The organism is Pseudomonas sp. RV120224-01b (assembly GCF_003208145.1).
Taxonomy (GTDB): Bacteria; Pseudomonadota; Gammaproteobacteria; order Pseudomonadales; family Pseudomonadaceae; genus Aquipseudomonas; species Aquipseudomonas monteilii.
The window spans coordinates 128,954-145,384 of the sequence record NZ_QKMQ01000018.1; the positions used below are offsets into that span (position 1 = coordinate 128,954).

Here is a 16,431-nt window from a genome sequence, read left to right on the forward strand (position 1 = left end):
ATGGCCAGACCTGGATTCCGCTTGGCTGTATTCGCCACCCTGCTGGCACTGCTGGTCGTCCTGCTCGGCGCCTATACCCGGCTGACCCACGCCGGCCTGGGCTGCCCGGACTGGCCGGGCTGCTACGGCTTCATCAGCGTGCCCAAGAGCGAGGCCCAGTTGGCCCATGCCGAGTTGCACTTCCCCGATCACCCCGTGGAAGAGGCCAAGGGCTGGGCCGAGATGGTCCACCGTTACTTCGCTGGCACCTTGGCCGTGGTGATTGCCCTGCTCGCCTTCCAGGCGGTGCGCCGGCATGCCCGCGATGGCCAACCCTATCGCCTGCCTGTGCTGTTGCTGGGTGTGGTGCTGGCCCAGGCGGCTTTCGGCATGTGGACAGTCACCTTGAAGCTGTGGCCACAGGTGGTCACCGCGCACTTGCTCGGCGGGTTCACTACGTTGAGCCTGCTGTTCCTGCTTTCCCTGCGTCTATCCCGGGCTTTTGCGCCATTGCCCAAGTTGCCGTTGAGCTTGCGCCGGATCGCTGCATTGGCCCTGCTGGTGGTGATCGGCCAGATCGCCCTGGGCGGTTGGGTCAGTGCCAACTATGCAGCGGTTGCCTGCATCGACCTGCCCACCTGCCATGGCCAGTGGTGGCCGGCGGCGGATTTCAGCAACGGCTTCCACCTGACCCAGCACGTTGGCCCCAACTACCTGGGCGGGCAACTGGACAGCGATGCGCGCACGGCCATCCACATCAGCCACCGGCTGGGCGCGTTGTTGGTGACTTGTGTGCTTTTGATGCTCAGCTGGAAGCTCCACCGCTGTGGCCTCCCCGGCCTGGCACGGTTGGTGCTGCTGGCGCTGGCCCTGCAAGTGGGCCTGGGCATCAGCAACGTGCTGTTCCACCTGCCGCTGGCCGTGGCCGTGGCGCACAACGCGGGTGGGGCGCTGTTGCTGTTGAGCATGGTGCTGGTGAATTACCGCATTCGCGTGGTCGACAAGGTGCGCGTGGGTGTCGGCCACGGGTGGCGCCTGCGGCCGGTGGCCGGCGTGGGCACTTCCCATCACATGAGGAATGATTCGTGGCGACGCTTCTGAGCGCACGGTGGGCGAGCTGGCGCGATTACCTGGAGCTGACCAAGCCCAAGGTGGTGGTGCTGATGCTGATTACCTCGCTGGCCGGCATGTTCCTGGCCACTCGCGCGGGCGTCAGCTGGAGCGTGCTGCTGTTCGGCAACCTGGGCATAGGTATGTGCGCGGGTGCTGCGGCGGTGGTCAACCATGTGGTGGACCGGCGCATCGATGCGCTGATGGCCCGCACCCATAAGCGGCCACTGGCCCAGGGCCGGGTCGAGCCACTGCCGGCGCTGTTGTTCGCCCTGGCCCTGGCGCTGTTGGGCATGACGTTGCTGCTGGTATTTACCAACGCCCTCACCGCTTGGCTCACCCTGGCCTCCTTGCTCGGCTATGCGGTGCTCTACACCGGCTTTCTCAAGCGCGCCACGCCACAGAACATCGTTATCGGCGGCCTGGCCGGCGCTGCCCCGCCGCTGCTCGGCTGGGTGGCCGTGAGCGGCCATGTCAGCGCCGAACCCTTGCTGCTGGTGCTGATCATCTTCGCCTGGACCCCGCCGCATTTCTGGGCCCTGGCCATCCACCGCAAGGAGGAATACGCGAAGGCCGATATCCCGATGCTGCCGGTGACCCACGGCGAGCGCTACACCAAGCTGCATATCCTGCTGTACACCTTGGTATTGCTGGCCGTGAGCCTGCTGCCGTATGCCATCCACATGAGCGGCCCGCTGTACCTGGCCTGTGCCTTGATGCTGGGCCTGCGCTTCCTGCATTGGGCCTGGGTGTTGTACCGTGGCAGCCGGCCGCACGCGGCGATCGGCACCTTCAAGTACTCTATCGGCTACCTGTTCGTGCTGTTCATTGCGTTGCTCCTCGACCACTACCTGTTGCTGAACCTATGACCCGAACCCAGAAAACCGTCTTCATCCTCGTTGCCCTGGTCGCGCTGATCATGGGCCTGACCGTCAACAAGGTGCTCAATGGCCGCGACCAGCCCAACCCCACCGAGCTGATCGACGCGGGCATTATCCTGTTGCCACAAAGCCGCACCGTGGCCGACGTGACCATGACCAACCAGGATGGCCAGCCAGTGCAGCTGGATGACCTGAAAGGCAAATGGTCGCTGCTGTTCTTCGGCTACACCTACTGCCCGGACATTTGCCCGACCACCCTGGCCCAGTTGCGTCAGGTAAAGAGCGAGCTGCCCAAGGAAGCCGTTGACCGGCTGCAGGTAGTGTTGGTGAGTGTGGACCCGAACCGCGACACGCCGAACCAGCTGAAGCAGTACCTGGGCTATTTCGACAAGGACTTTGTCGGGGTGGCGGGGTCAATCGAGGATACCCAGAAGCTGGCCAATGCCTTGAGCATTCCGTTCATTCCGGCGGATACCAGCAAGCCGGGGTATACCGTGGATCACAGCGGCAACCTGGCGGTTGTCGGGCCGGATGGGCGTCAGCGTGGGTTTATTCGTGCGCCGTTCAACAACCAGAAGCTGGTGGCGCAGTTGCCCGGGCTTGTGAAGCGGGATTGAGAGTGCTGGGCCTGCTGCGCAGGCCTATCGCGACACAAGGCCGCTCCCACATGGATCGGCGTACGCCGTATTTTGTGGGAGCGGCCTTGCGTCGCGAATGGGCCGCAAAGCGGCCCCGGGGATTTCGGATCAGAACGCCGGAACCACAGCGCCCTTGTATTTTTCGATGATGAACTGCTTCACCTCAGGCGAGTGCAGCGCAGCTGCCAGCTTCTTCATGTCTTCCGAGTCCTTGTTGTCCGGGCGGGCAACCAGGATGTTCACGTAAGGCGAGTCGCTGCCTTCGATGGCCAGCGCGTCTTTCTCCGGGTTCAGCTTGGCTTCCAGCGCGTAGTTGGTGTTGATCAGGGCGGCATCGACCTGGGTCAGCACGCGCGGGATGGTGGCTGCTTCCAGCTCACGGAACTTGATGTTTTTCGGGTTCTCGGCCACATCCTTCACGGTGGACAGGATGTTCTTATTGTCCTTCAGCTTGATCACACCGGCTTTGTCCAGCAGCAGCAAGGCGCGGCCGCCGTTGGTGGCGTCGTTAGGGATGACCACGGTGGCGCCGGAGGACAGCTCGTCCAGCTTCTTGATCTTGGTCGAGTACACGCCCAGCGGCTCGATGTGCACGCCGGCCACGCTCACCAGGCTAGTGCCCTTGGCTTTGTTGAACTCATCCAGGTACGGCTGGTGCTGGAAGAAGTTGGCGTCCAGGCGCTTTTCGGCCACCTGCACGTTCGGCTGGATGTAGTCAGTGAACTCCTTCACCTTCAGCTCCACGCCCTCTTTCGCCAGCTGTGGTTTGACGAAGTTGAGGATCTCGGCGTGCGGCACCGGGGTGGCGGCAACGGTCAGGGTATCGGCGTGGGCCGAGAAGGCCGCAACAGCGGCAGCAACAGCAAGCAGCTTCTTCATCAATCACTCCTTGTGAGGGCCGCGACGGCCCCCGAACGGGTCGGCCGGGCCGACCCCATTGGGGTTACTTACGGGAAAAATGCACGACCAGTTTGTCGCCCACGCTCTGCAACACTTGAACCAGTACCAGCAGCAGCACCACGGTCACTACCATCACATCGGTCTGGAAGCGCTGGTAACCGAAGCGGATAGCCAGGTCGCCCAGGCCGCCGGCACCGACCACACCGGCCATCGCGGTGTACGACACCAGGGTAATGGCGGTCACGGTAATGGCTGCGAAGATGCCCGGGCGGGCCTCTGGCAGCAGTGCGCTGGTAATGATCTGGCGGGTGGTGGCGCCCATCGACTGGGTAGCCTCGATGATGCCGCGGTCCACTTCACGCAGGGCGGTTTCCACCAGGCGGGCAAAGAACGGCGTGGCACCCACCACCAGCGGCGGGATGGCGCCGGCTACGCCCAGCGAGGTGCCGGTGATCAGCACGGTGAACGGGATCATCACGATCAGCAGGATGATGAACGGCAGCGAGCGCAGGATGTTCACCACCAGCGATAGCAGTGCGTACACGCCCTTTTGCTCGAACATCTGCTTTGGCCCGCAGAGGAACAGCAGCACGCCCAGCGGCAGGCCCAGCAGCACGGTGAAGAACAGCGAACCGAACAGCATGATCATGGTATCGACGGTGGCCAGCCAGATTTCGGCCCAGTCGACGTTGGCAAAGAAATTCAGGGCGTCCATCAACGCAGTACCTCCATATGTACGTCAGCTGCCTTGAAGCGGGCGAATGCCGCTTCCATGTCACCGCCGATCAGGGCGAGGGTGAGCTGGCCATAGGGGACATCCTTGATGCGGTCGATACGCCCGGCGAGGATGCTGTAGTCCACACCGGTTTCGCGGGCCACGGTGCCCAGCAGCGGCGCGTAGGTGGCGTCGCCCTGGAAGGTCAGGCGCACGATGCGGCCAGGTACATGGGCGAAGTCGTCGCGCTGTTCGCCTTCGTCGACTTGCTCGTCTTCCTGGACAAAGCGCTTGGTGGTGGGGTGCTGCGGGTGCAGGAACACATCGGCCACCGAGCCTTGCTCGACGATCTGGCCGGCGTCCATCACCGCCACGCGGTCGCAGACACGGCGGATCACGTCCATTTCATGGGTGATCAGCACGATAGTCAGCTTCAGCTCACGGTTGATCTCGGCCAGCAATTGCAGGACCGAGGCCGTGGTTTGCGGGTCGAGGGCACTGGTGGCCTCGTCGCACAGCAGGATCTTCGGGTTGGTGGACAGGGCGCGGGCGATGCCGACGCGCTGCTTCTGGCCGCCAGACAACTGCGCCGGGTACTTTTTGGCGTGGTCTTGCAGGCCGACACGGGCCAGCAGCTCGGTCACGCGTTTGTCGATTTCGCTGCGCGACAGCTCGCCGGCCAGGGTCAGTGGCAGGGCGACGTTGTCGGCGACCGTCTTGGAGGCCAGCAGGTTGAAGTGCTGGAAAATCATCCCGACCTGCTGGCGGAAGCCGCGCAACTGGCTGGCGTTGAACGCGGTGACGTCTTCGCCGTCGACGATGATCTTGCCGCCGGAAGGTTCTTCCAGGCGGTTGATCAGGCGCAGCATGGTGCTTTTGCCGGCGCCGGAATGGCCGATCAGGCCGAACACCTGGCCATCTTCGATGGTCAGGCTGGTCGGATTCAGTGCGGGGATTTCCCTACCGGCAACGCGGTAGGTTTTATGTACCTGTTGGAACTCGATCACGTAGCGAACCTTGTGGGGCGCATGGAATTTGGGTCAGCGGTTAGCTGGGGTCGCGCATTTTAGCCTTTTCCCATAGCTGTTCTTAGCATTTATTTCGTAATGCACCAATCCATCGGGCATATCGCGACAACCGGTAATCCTGATTGAACGCTCGGCAAAGCCTCCCAGTCACTAGTTGAACAAGCCCGCAACGGGCACGCCTGAAGACTGATGAGGAGAGCCGACCATGCCCAGCAAGAAAACGGACGCGCCCAAGCAGAGTGAAGCCGCTGGCACCCAAACCCCGGACCGGGCCAATACCAATGCCAAGTTGCAGAGCCTGGAAACCTTCCGCAGCGACGCTACCGGCCAGGCCCTGCGCACCAACCAGGGGGTGAAGATTGCCGACAACCAGAACAGCCTCAAGGCTGGCGCACGCGGGCCGTCGCTGCTCGAAGACTTCATCATGCGCGAGAAGATCACCCACTTTGATCATGAGCGCATCCCGGAGCGCATCGTGCATGCCCGTGGTACCGGGGCGCACGGCTACTTCCAGAGCTACGGCTGCCATGCCGAACTGACCAAGGCAGGCTTCCTGCAAGACCCGGACAAGGTCACCCCGGTGTTCGTGCGTTTTTCCACAGTGCAGGGGCCGCGTGGCTCGGGTGATACGGTACGCGATGTGCGCGGCTTTGCCGTCAAGTTCTATACCAATGAGGGCAATTTCGACCTGGTTGGCAACAACATGCCGGTGTTCTTCATCCAGGACGCCATCAAGTTCCCCGACTTCGTGCATGCCGTGAAGCCTGAGCCGCACAACGAAATGCCCACCGGTGGCTCGGCCCACGACACCTTCTGGGACTTCGTATCCTTGGTGCCCGAGTCGGCGCACATGGTGATCTGGGCCATGTCCGACCGCGCCATCCCGCGCAGCTTGCGGATGATGGAAGGGTTTGGCGTGCACACCTTCCGCCTGATCAACGCCGAAGGCGTGGCCAGCTTCGTCAAATTCCACTGGAAGCCGCGCGAGGGTGTGCATTCGGTGCTGTGGGATGAGGCGCAGAAACTGGCGGGCAAGGATGCTGACTATCACCGCCGCGACCTGTGGGAGGCCATCGAATCGGGTGATTACCCTGAATGGGAACTGGGCGTGCAGATCGTGCCCGAGGCCGATGAGCACAAGTACGATTTCGACCTGCTCGACCCGACCAAGCTCATCCCGGAGGAACTGGTGCCGGTCACCCTGCTGGGCAAGATGGTGCTCAACCGCAATCCGGACAACTTTTTCGCCGAAACCGAGCAAGTGGCGTTTTGCCCGGGGCATATCGTGCCAGGCATCGACTTCACCAACGACCCGCTGCTGCAGGGCCGGTTGTTCTCCTACACCGATACGCAGATCAGCCGCCTGGGCGGGCCGAACTTCCATGAAATCCCGATCAACCGGCCGGTGGCGCCCAACCACAGCAGCCAGCGCGATGCCATGCACCGCATGACCATCGACAAGGGTCGGGCTTCGTACGAACCCAACTCCATCGACGGCGGTTGGCCGAAGGAAACACCGCCTGCGGCGCAGGATGGCGGTTTCGAGAGTTATCAGGAGCGCATCGATGCGCACAAGATCCGCCAGCGCAGCGAGTCGTTTGGCGACCACTTCTCGCAGGCGCGGCTTTTCTTCCAGAGCATGAGCGCGACCGAGCAGCAGCACATCATCAAGGCCTACAGCTTTGAGCTGGGCAAGGTGGAGCGTGAAACCATTCGCGAGCGTGTGGTGAATGAGATTCTGGCGAACATCGACCTGGCGTTGGCGGCGGCGGTAGCGGGCAACCTTGGGTTGCCGGCACCCAAGCGTGGGACGGTCAAGGTGAAAGGCAGCAAGCCCGAGCAGTCAAAGGCGTTGAGCCAGATGAATCACCCCGGTGACGTGGGTATCAAAGGGCGCAAGATCGCGCTGCTGGTGGCCGATGGCGTGGATGCGGCGAGCGTCGACAGGCTGGTCAAGGCTCTGGAGGCTGTGAGTGCACGGCTGATGCTGCTGGGGCCAACGTCGGCGCCAGTGAAAGCCGCGGATGGCAAGCAGATTTCGGTGGACGCGTCGATGGAAGGGATGCCTTCGATCATGTTCGACGGGATTGTCGTGCCATCAGGTAAGGCTTCGACGGATGCCTTGGTGGCTAGCGGGCTGGCCAAACACTTCTTGCTGGAAGGCTACAAGCACCTGAAGGCTATGGTGTTGACCAAGGAACTGGCGACCGGCCTGGGACTTAAGGAAGACAAGGGCTTGCTGCTGGCGGATGACCAGAAAGCCGTGGATGCCTTTGTCAAAGCGGTTGAGGGGCATCGGGTGTGGGAGCGGGAGGCGGCTGCGGAGGCTGTGCCGGCCTAAGGGGCTGCTTTGCAGCCCATCGCCGGCAAGCCAGCTCCCACAGGTACTGCGCAGGCCTTGAGCTTTGTGCAGTACTTGTGGGAGCTGGCTTGCCGGCGATAGGGCCTTAAAGTTTTATTGCAGGTGTGGCACCAATACCACCTGCGCCGGCAGCGAACGCTGAATCTCATGCTTCTGCTTCAGCTCAAACCCGCTGTCGATCTTGCGCACGCGTTTCTCCAGCAAGGTCTTCAGCCAAGGCGCATCATCAGTACGCGGCACCTGGAACACCACTTCGCAGTCATAGCTCACCACATCGGCGGCAATGTCATCGAGTTGGCGGCGCATGGCCCGGCTATCGGTGGTCTTCAAGGCCACCACCGTGCTTGGCGCTGTCGGGTCGATGATGCGTGCCTTGGGCTTGGCTTCAGCAGCTTTCAAGGCAGCCTCTGCCTTCTCCAGCTCGGCCTTGCGTGCCTGGGACAGGGGATCGCCACCGGTCACCGCCGGGGCTTGCGGCATCAGTGCACGGGCACGGGCCAAGGCAGTAGCTGCTGCGTTCACATCGCCCTTCTGCAGGACGATTTGGCTGCGTTGCAGATACGCTTCGGCCAACTGACGCTGGTATTGCTCCAGGCGCGCGTCGTCAGGCGACTGGGCCTGCAGGGCTGCCAGCTGGTCTTCGGCGGTGGCCAGCTCGTTGCTGGCGATGTTTTGTTGCAACTGCTGCCAGGCATCGGCTTGGGCAGGTACGGCGGCCTGTTCGACCGGCGCGCTGGAGCAGGCAGCCAGGAACAGGGAAAACGCGGCAACAAGCAGATAACGGGAGGCGAACGGCTTCATTCCTGCGACTCTCTATTTGCGCAAAAAGCGAGCAAGTCTACACCCAGGTGCGCACGCTCGAAAACAGGTCTTACAGACCCTTTACCCGGCAAAAGGTTGCAAGGCGTGCCATCACACGCCCTGTATTTCAGCGTTTTGGCAGGGCCAGGCTCAGCAAGAATAGCACCGCCGCGCAGACCACGATCGATGGGCCGGCGGGTGTGTCCTTGAACCAGGACATGGCCAGGCCGCCACAGACGGCGGTAACGCCCAGCAGGCTGGCGCCCAGGGCCATCTGCTCGGGGGAGCGGGCGTGACGTTGCGCCGCAGCGGCGGGGATGATCAGCAGCGAGGTGATCAGCAACACGCCGACGATCTTCATGGCCACGGCAATCACCACCGCAATCAGCAGCATCAGCGCCATGCGCAGCCCGGCTACGGGCAGGCCTTCGACCATCGCCAGTTCTTCGTGCACGGTAACGGCCAGCAACGGCCGCCACAGCACGGCGAGCAGCAGCAGGACCAGCGCACTGCCGCCGAGAATCCAGGCCAGGTCGGTGGTGCTGATGGCCAGCAGGTCGCCGAACAGGTAGGCCATCAGGTCGATGCGTACATCGTGCATGAAGCTCAGTACCACCAGGCCCAGCGACAGGGTGCTGGGGGCGAGGATGCCGAGCAGGGTGTCGGAGGCCAGCGGTTGGCGTTGCTGCAAGGTAACCAGCAGGATCGCCAGCAACAGGCAGCCGACGGTTACCGCCAGGGCCGGGCTCACGTCCAGCACGAAACCCATTGCCACGCCCAGCAGCGCGGCGTGGGACAGGGTATCGCCGAAATACGCCATGCGCCGCCACACCACGAAAGAACCGAGTGGGCCCGCAACTACTGCCAGGGACAATCCCGCAAGCAAGGCGTAAAGAAGAAAATCAGCCATGCTTGCAGTGCTCTCCGTGAACATGGGTGCCGGGGGCGACGACCGAGCCGTGCAGGTCGTGGCTGTGGTCGTGATGGTGGTGGTAAACGGCCAGGCTCGGTGCGTTCTGGCCGAACAGTTCGACGAAGGCCGGGTCGTTGCTGACTTGCTCCGGATGACCCGAGCAGCACACGTGGCGGTTCAGGCACACCACCTGGTCGGTGGCGCTCATCACCAGGTGCAGGTCGTGGGACACCATCAGCACGCCGCAGCCGTGGCGGTCGCGCAGGCGGGTGATGAGGTTGTACAGCTCGGTCTGGCCGACCACGTCCACGCCCTGCACCGGCTCGTCGAGCACCAGCAGTTGGGGTTCGCGCAGCAAAGCACGGGCCAGCAGCACGCGCTGCATCTCGCCGCCGGAAATGGTCTGGATCGGGCTGTCGATGACCTGCTCGGCGCCCACTTCCTGCAACGCCGACAAGGCTGCCGCGCGGTCTACGCCGGGCACCAGGCGCAGGAAGCGCAGCACCGACAGCGGCAGTGTGGCATCGACCTGGATCTTCTGCGGCATGTAGCCAATGCGCAGTTTCGGCTTGCGCCATACCTTGCCGCGGTGCGGCTTTAGCAGCCCGAGCACGGCGCGCACCAGGGTGGTTTTGCCTGCCCCGTTGGGGCCGATCAGGGTGACGATCTGCCCTGGTGCGACCGACAGGTCGATGCTGTCGAGCACCGCCTCGCCGCCAAAGGTAACGCCCACCTGTTCCAGGCGGATCAGCGCATCGCTCATGCCGCGCTCCGGCAATTGCCGCACAGGCCGACCACTTCCACGGTCTGGGTCTCGACCGTGAAGCCCACACCCTTGGCGCTGTTGATAATGGCCTCGCTGATGCTGCTTTGCTCCAGCTCGATGGCCACATGGCAGGCCCGGCAGATCAGGAACTGGCCCTGGTGCACGTGCTCGGGGTGGCTGCAGCCGATGAAGGCGTTGAGCGAGGCGATGCGGTGCACCAGGCCGTTTTCCAGCAGGAAGTCCAGCGCGCGGTACACCGTAGGCGGAGCGGCGCGGCGGCCGTCCTGCTCGCTGAGCACGGCGAGGATGTCGTAGGCGCCCAGCGGCTTGTGGCTTTGCCACACCAGTTCCAGCACACGGCGGCGCAGCGCGGTCAGGCGCAGGCCCTGGCGGGTGCACAAGGCGTCGGCTTCAGCCAGTGCGCTGTGTACGCAATGGGAGTGATCGTGAGGACGGTTGGCCAGCGGCGTGATGGACATGGGCAGCGACGGTTCTGGATGGAGACGTTATTATGTTACCTGTTTCTGACGACTCGAGTATCCACCGTGTCCCGATTCCTAGCTCTGTTTGTCGCTTTCATCGCATTTTCCGCCCAGGCCGATGTGCGCGTGCTCACCAGTATCAAGCCCCTGCAGCAGATCGCCGCCGCCGTGCAGGAAGGCGTTGGCAGCCCTGATGTACTGTTGCCGCCAGGTGCTTCACCCCACCACTACGCGCTGCGCCCTTCCGACGTGCGGCGGGTAGGCGATGCCGACCTGCTGTACTGGATCGGCCCGGACATGGAGAACTTCCTGCCGCGGGTGCTGGGCAGCCGCAGCAAGCCCACGGTGGCCGTGCAGTCGCTGACGGGCATGAAGTTGCGTCATTTTGGCGAGGACAGCCACTCCCATGAGGAAGAGGATCACGACGACCATGACCACGATCACCGCCCGGGTAGTCTCGATGCACATTTGTGGCTGTCGTCGGTCAATGCGCGGGTAATCGCGGCGAAAATGGCTGCGGACCTGGCTCAGGTAGACCCGGCCAACGCTGCCCGCTACCAGAGCAACCTCAAGGCGTTCGATGAGCGCCTGGATGCGCTGGATGGGCGTATCAAGGCCCGTGTGGCGGGTATCGCCGACAAACCGTACTTCGTGTTCCACGAAGCGTTCGACTACTTCGAGGCCGAGTACGGCCTGAAACACACGGGCGTGTTCAGCGTGGCCTCCGAGGTGCAGCCGGGCGCGCAACATGTTGCTGCCATGCGCAAGCGCCTGCAGGAAGTGGGTAAGACTTGTGTGTTCAGCGAGCCGCCGCTGCGACCGCGCTTGGCTGAAACATTGACTGCCGGGCTGCCGGTGCGCCTGGCTGAGCTGGATGCCTTGGGCGGAACCGACCCGGTTGATGGCAAGGGCTATGAGCGCTTGCTGGAGAAGCTGGGTGGTGACCTGGCTGGCTGTCTGGAACAGCTATAAACCTGTTCCGGCCTCTTCGCGGGCATGCCCGCTCCCACAGGGATAACACAAACCTCAAGGTTGTCGTTGTACCTGTGGGAGCGGGCGCGCCCGCGAAGAGGCCGAAGAGGAACTAGAGAGCGAACGGCAGGTGCAAAGCCACCTGCTGGCGCTGCGCCAAACGCACCTCGAACTCGCTAGGGTCATGGATCATCACATCCATCCCGGCGAACGATTCCGCCGCAATCAGGCGCGACAGCCAGAAGCGCACACACCCTACCCGCAACATTTCCGGCCACAGGTCGGCCTCGGCCGCCGTGAACGGCCGCAGCGCCGCATAGGCCGCCAGCAGCGCCTGGGCGCGTGGCACATCGATCGCGCCGTGTTCATCCAGGCACCAGTCGTTCACGGTGATGGCGATGTCATACAGCATCGGCCCCGAGCAGGCGTTGTAGAAGTCGATCACACCGGTCAGGTGGGTGCCTTCGAACATCACGTTGTCGCGGAACAGGTCGGCATGCAGGTTGGCCCGTGGCAAGGCCAGGATCTGCGCCTTGTGCGCGGTAATTTCGTCCAGCGCCGGCTGCAGCAGGGCGGCTTGCCCGGCAGTCAGGCGCGGCAGCAGCTCGGCACCTGAGGCCAGCATCCAGTCCAGGCCACGGTCGGTACGGCGCTCGATGATGTGCTCGCGGGTGGCCAGGTGAATATGCGCCAGCAGTTCGCCTACCTGGGCGCAGTGCTGGTTGTTCGGCGCCTTGATGTGCTTGCCCGACAACCGTGGCTGCAACAGCGCAGGCTTGCCACACAGTTCGCGCAGGCCATTGCCATCGCGGTCACGAATGGCATACGGCACCGGCATGTCGGCAGCGTGCAGGGTGTCGAGCAGTTCGATGAAGAACGGCATGTCTTCGCTCGGCCCACGCTCGATCAGCGTCAGGACGAACTCCCCCTGTTCGAGGCTGACGAAGAAATTGCTGTTCTCGGTGCCGGCGGCAATGCCCTGGAAGTCGAGCAGACGGCCCAGCTCGTACGGCGCCAGAAAGGTTTCCAGCTCAGGCCGGGTCACGGGGGTGAAGACTGACATGATGAAAAATTGCCCATACGGGCACTTCCGCCGGGAAGTGCCGGGTTGATGTGAACGGTGCGCGTCAGATTACCACTCGAAGATCTTCCAGGACGGAATCAGCATGTCCGGCTGGTCGGATCGAATGAAATTGGCATCAGTGCCATCAGCGCGTACCAGGAAATAAGGCTTGCCGTTTTTCGGCGTGATCTTGATCGCATACAGGAAGCCGTTCTGCCGGTATTCCTGGATGGTTTTGTCGCCTTCCGTGCGAATGGTCACCTCGGGATCGGCCGAGGGGGCGTCGTCCGCCGCCAGGGTAACGACAGGCATGGTTGCCAACAGGCCGAGCAGTAACAGGCGATTGAGTGTACGCATGATAACCTAGTCCCTTTGTCGTCAATGATTCTGGCTATTCTAGCGCCGGACCCGTCGAAAAGGTTGATTCTGCTCATGAGCCAAGCGCCCCTCGTCCTGGTGGACGGTTCCTCCTACCTGTACCGCGCCTTCCACGCGCTGCCGCCGCTGACCACGTCCAAGGGCATGCCGACCGGTGCGGTGAAGGGTGTGCTGAACATGCTCAAGAGCCTGCGCAGGCAATACCCCGACAGCCTGTTCGCGGTGGTGTTCGACGCAAAAGGCGGCACTTTCCGCGATGCCATGTTCGCCGAGTACAAGGCCAACCGCCCCAGCATGCCGGACGACCTGCGCGTGCAGGTCGAGCCGCTGCATGCCAGCGTGAAGGCGCTGGGCTACCCGTTGCTGTGCGTCGAGGGTGTCGAGGCTGACGACGTCATCGGCACCCTGGCCCGCAGCAGCGCCGCTCAAGGGCGCCCGGTGATCATCTCGACCGGTGACAAGGACATGGCACAGCTGGTGGACGGGCACATTACCTTGGTCAACACCATGACCGGAAGCGTGCTGGACGTGGCTGGCGTGCACGAGAAATTTGGCGTCGGCCCGGAACACATCATCGACTTCCTGGCCCTGATGGGCGACAAGGTCGACAACATTCCCGGCGTGCCGGGCGTGGGCGAAAAGACCGCCGTGGGCCTGCTGACCGGCATCGGTGGTGGCCTCAGCGACTTGTACGCCAACCTGGACAAGGTGCCGGCGCTGGCCATTCGGGGCGCCAAGACCTTGCCGGCCAAGCTGGAAGAGCACCGCGATGCGGCGTTTCTGTCCTATGAGCTGGCCACCATCAAGGTCGACGTGCCGCTGGATGTCGAAGTGGATGCACTGGTGTGTGGCGAGCCGGACCGTGAAGCGCTGCTGGCGCTGTACACCGAGATGGAGTTCAAGAGCTGGGTCGCCGAGGTGCAGCGTGACGCGGCCAAGGCCGGTGATGACGTGGCACCGGTCGAGGCGCCAGCCGCCAAGGCCGAACCCAAGTACGAAACCATCCTCGACCAGGCCCGTTTCGATGCCTGGCTGGAGAAGCTGCGCCAGGCGCCGTTGTTTGCCTTCGACACCGAGACCACCGGCCTGGACGCCCAGCAGGCCCAGCTGGTTGGCCTGTCGTTCGCCGTCGAGCCACATGAAGCAGCCTATGTGCCCTTGACCCACGACTATGAAGGCGCGCCGGCCCAGCTGGACCGCGAGGCCGTGCTGCTGGCGCTGAAGCCGCTGCTGGAGGACCCGGCCAAGGCCAAGGTCGGGCAGAACGCCAAGTACGACATCAACATCCTGGCCAACGGCTCGCCTGCCATCGACATGCGCGGCGTGGCGTACGACACCATGCTCGAGTCGTATGTGCTGAACTCCACGGCTACCCGCCACGACATGGACAGCCTGGCGCAGAAGTACCTCGACCACACCACCATCGCCTTCGAGGACATCGCCGGCAAGGGCGCCAAGCAGCTCACCTTCAACCAGATCCACCTGGACAAGGCCGGCCCGTATGCCGCCGAAGATGCCGACATCACCCTGCGCCTGCATCACGCACTGCAAGCGCGTCTGGCGCAGACGCCGAGTGTGCAGCCGGTGCTGATGGACATCGAAATGCCGCTGGTGCCGGTGCTGGCCAAGATCGAGCGCCAGGGTGCGTTGGTCGATGCCGCACTGCTGCAGGTACAAAGTGGTGAGCTGGGTGTGAAAATGGCCGAGCTGGAACAGCGCGCCTATGAGCTGGCCGGTGAGGAATTCAACCTCGGCTCGCCCAAGCAGCTGGGCTCGATCCTCTACGACAAGCTGGGCATGCCGGTGCTGAGCAAGACGGCCAAGGGCCAGCCATCCACCGCCGAAGCCGTGCTCGACGAGCTGGCCGAGCAAGGCTACCCACTGCCCGAAGTACTGATGCAATACCGCAGCCTGAGCAAGCTCAAGAGTACCTACACCGACAAGCTGCCGGGCCAGATCAACCCGCGCACCGGGCGTATCCACACCTCCTACCAGCAGGCAGTGGCAGCCACTGGCCGGCTGTCGTCGAGCGACCCGAACCTGCAGAACATCCCGATCCGCACCGCCGAAGGCCGCCGCATCCGCCAGGCGTTCATTGCCAGCCCGGGCTACAAGCTGCTGGCGGCGGACTACTCGCAGATCGAGCTGCGCATCATGGCCCACCTGGCCAAGGACGAAGGCTTGTTGCATGCCTTCCGCAATGACCTGGACGTGCACCGCGCCACGGCGGCGGAAGTGTTCGGCGTGGCCCTGGAAGACGTCACAACCGACCAACGCCGCAAGGCCAAGGCCATCAACTTCGGCCTGATCTATGGCATGAGCGCCTTTGGCCTGGCCAAGCAGATCGGTGTCGACCGCAAGCAATCGCAGGACTACATCGACCGTTACTTCGCCCGCTACCCGGGCGTACTGGCCTACATGGAGCGCACCCGCGCCCAGGCTGCCGAGCAAGGCTTTGTCGAAACCCTGTTCGGCCGCAGGCTGTACCTGCCGGACATCAACGCCAAGAACCCGGCCCTGCGCAAAGGCGCCGAGCGCACGGCGATCAACGCGCCGATGCAGGGCACTGCGGCCGACATCATCAAGCGGGCCATGGTCAATGTGGACAACTGGCTGAGCGAGAGCGGGCTGGATGCCCGGGTGATCCTGCAGGTACACGACGAACTGGTACTTGAGGTGCGTGAGGACCTGGTTCAGCAGGTGAAAGATGAAATTCGCCAGCACATGAGCAAGGCGGCGGAACTGGATGTGCCGCTGCTGGTGGAAGCAGGAATTGGCGCGAATTGGGACGAAGCTCACTGATTGAGCGGGGAAAGCTGTGTAGGATCTGCGACGTAGTGACGCGGATCCTGGCACCGCTCAGTGCCATTGGTGCTGAAGTTTCATGAAACTATCGCAAATAGTTTTCAGGGCTTCGGAACTAAACCGGTGAACCGGAACTCAGAGTAACTGAATGGCTGGTGAAGCCCTTCGATGCTCCTATGTTGTGTTAAGTGTTGGCAGATATCTGGACCCCGCCCTAGCGGTCCGGACTTGGACCCCGAACTTCCCCCTCCCCATACGAAGTCCGGGGTTTTTTTTGCCCGGAATTTGGGTCGACAGATACGGCCTCATCGCCGGCAAGCCAGCTCTCATCAAACAAAATGCAACCCACTGTTTTTTAAGCACTCAGGCAGCCACCAGTTGGTACCCCAGTTTCCGGGCTTTGCGAAGCAAAGCCCGGACCTGTCGGTCTTGGCTCCTGGCTTCGAATTCCTCAAGACCTTTTTCGACATAAGCCTGTTTCTTGGTTAGCAGGTTGTACACCAGTCGTGCCAACTGGTGGGCAGTGGCTTTGATGGCGCAGCTGGTATCCATTCGAGTCAGCCTGGCTCGGTGCGATGCACCAATGAAACCCTTGTCATTACGAGCATTGGATGCAGCCTGCTTGAGTGCTTGAGCTG

General features: G+C 62.9%; 15 protein-coding genes and 1 pseudogene. 6 read left to right on the top strand and 10 right to left on the bottom strand.

The genetic code is table 11. The features are described from left to right. Genes N436_RS23485 through N436_RS23495 form a run of 3 tightly spaced genes read left to right on the top strand, consistent with a single transcriptional unit; the run spans position 1 to position 2,587 of the window. Positions 1–1,080 (top strand): heme A synthase, encoded by a 1,080-nt coding sequence (locus N436_RS23485; RefSeq protein WP_110742069.1) that lies wholly within the window; start codon positions 1–3, stop codon positions 1,078–1,080. After that, complete coding sequence (gene cyoE / locus N436_RS23490; RefSeq protein ID WP_110742070.1) at positions 1,065–1,958, top strand: heme o synthase; 894 nt, start codon at positions 1,065–1,067, stop codon at positions 1,956–1,958. Before N436_RS23485 ends, cyoE begins: the two co-directional genes overlap by 16 nt. Then, positions 1,955–2,587 carry an SCO family protein gene (locus tag N436_RS23495; RefSeq protein WP_060499831.1) on the top strand — a complete coding sequence of 211 codons (633 nt, stop codon included), beginning with the start codon at positions 1,955–1,957 and terminating at the stop codon, positions 2,585–2,587. Before cyoE ends, N436_RS23495 begins: the two co-directional genes overlap by 4 nt. 129 nt (positions 2,588–2,716) lie before the next feature. On the opposite strand, the gene N436_RS23500 is transcribed toward N436_RS23495, so the two are convergent. The 3 genes from N436_RS23500 to N436_RS23510 all read right to left on the bottom strand — a co-directional run bounded on the left by N436_RS23500 (position 2,717) and on the right by N436_RS23510 (position 5,230). Continuing rightward, a complete protein-coding gene (locus N436_RS23500; RefSeq protein ID WP_110742071.1) occupies positions 2,717–3,487 on the bottom strand; it encodes a MetQ/NlpA family ABC transporter substrate-binding protein in 771 nt (256 codons plus the stop codon). A gap of 64 nt (positions 3,488–3,551) precedes the next feature. Then, complete coding sequence (locus tag N436_RS23505) at positions 3,552–4,223, bottom strand: methionine ABC transporter permease (RefSeq protein WP_010951513.1); 672 nt, start codon at positions 4,221–4,223, stop codon at positions 3,552–3,554. Next, positions 4,223–5,230 (bottom strand): methionine ABC transporter ATP-binding protein, encoded by a 1,008-nt coding sequence (locus N436_RS23510; RefSeq protein ID WP_016712837.1) that lies wholly within the window; start codon positions 5,228–5,230, stop codon positions 4,223–4,225. The genes N436_RS23505 and N436_RS23510 overlap by 1 nt, the downstream gene beginning before the upstream one ends. Positions 5,231–5,456: 226 nt before the next feature. Here N436_RS23510 and katE point away from each other — a divergent pair, with 226 nt between their 5' ends. Beyond that, the gene (gene katE, locus N436_RS23515) at positions 5,457–7,592 is read left to right on the top strand and encodes a catalase HPII (protein WP_110742072.1); all 2,136 of its coding nucleotides are present in this window, start codon (positions 5,457–5,459) and stop codon (positions 7,590–7,592) included. 114 nt (positions 7,593–7,706) lie between these two features. On the opposite strand, the gene N436_RS23520 is transcribed toward katE, so the two are convergent. The 4 genes from N436_RS23520 to zur all read right to left on the bottom strand — a co-directional run bounded on the left by N436_RS23520 (position 7,707) and on the right by zur (position 10,572). Next, complete coding sequence (locus N436_RS23520; protein WP_105947069.1) at positions 7,707–8,414, bottom strand: PA5502 family lipoprotein; 708 nt, start codon at positions 8,412–8,414, stop codon at positions 7,707–7,709. Between the two features lie 127 nt (positions 8,415–8,541). Then, on the bottom strand, positions 8,542–9,324 hold the full coding sequence (gene znuB, locus N436_RS23525; protein WP_019099207.1) for a zinc ABC transporter permease subunit ZnuB: 783 nt from the start codon (positions 9,322–9,324) through the stop codon (positions 8,542–8,544). After that, entirely contained in the window at positions 9,317–10,090 is a 774-nt protein-coding gene (znuC, locus tag N436_RS23530; protein ID WP_016712841.1) for a zinc ABC transporter ATP-binding protein ZnuC, read from the bottom strand. Before znuC ends, znuB begins: the two co-directional genes overlap by 8 nt. Continuing rightward, a complete protein-coding gene (gene zur / locus N436_RS23535; RefSeq protein WP_003253002.1) occupies positions 10,087–10,572 on the bottom strand; it encodes a zinc uptake transcriptional repressor Zur in 486 nt (161 codons plus the stop codon). Before zur ends, znuC begins: the two co-directional genes overlap by 4 nt. 18 nt (positions 10,573–10,590) lie before the next feature. Here zur and N436_RS23540 point away from each other — a divergent pair, with 18 nt between their 5' ends. Further along, positions 10,591–11,547, top strand: a complete 957-nt coding sequence (locus N436_RS23540; protein WP_110742073.1) for a zinc ABC transporter substrate-binding protein — start codon at positions 10,591–10,593, stop codon at positions 11,545–11,547. Positions 11,548–11,659: 112 nt separating this feature from the next. Here N436_RS23540 and N436_RS23545 read toward each other — a convergent pair whose 3' ends face one another. Further along, positions 11,660–12,610 (bottom strand): homoserine kinase, encoded by a 951-nt coding sequence (locus N436_RS23545; RefSeq protein WP_110742074.1) that lies wholly within the window; start codon positions 12,608–12,610, stop codon positions 11,660–11,662. Between the two features lie 69 nt (positions 12,611–12,679). Further along, the gene (locus N436_RS23550) at positions 12,680–12,967 is read right to left on the bottom strand and encodes a DUF2782 domain-containing protein (protein ID WP_010951520.1); all 288 of its coding nucleotides are present in this window, start codon (positions 12,965–12,967) and stop codon (positions 12,680–12,682) included. A gap of 75 nt (positions 12,968–13,042) precedes the next feature. On the opposite strand from N436_RS23550, the gene polA reads away from it, so the two are divergent. Further along, positions 13,043–15,790, top strand: a complete 2,748-nt coding sequence (polA, locus tag N436_RS23555) for a DNA polymerase I (protein WP_110742075.1) — start codon at positions 13,043–13,045, stop codon at positions 15,788–15,790. Positions 15,791–16,156: 366 nt separating this feature from the next. Here the strand turns inward: polA and N436_RS23560 are convergent. After that, positions 16,157–16,431, bottom strand: a pseudogene (locus N436_RS23560) (IS110 family transposase); the annotation flags it as partial.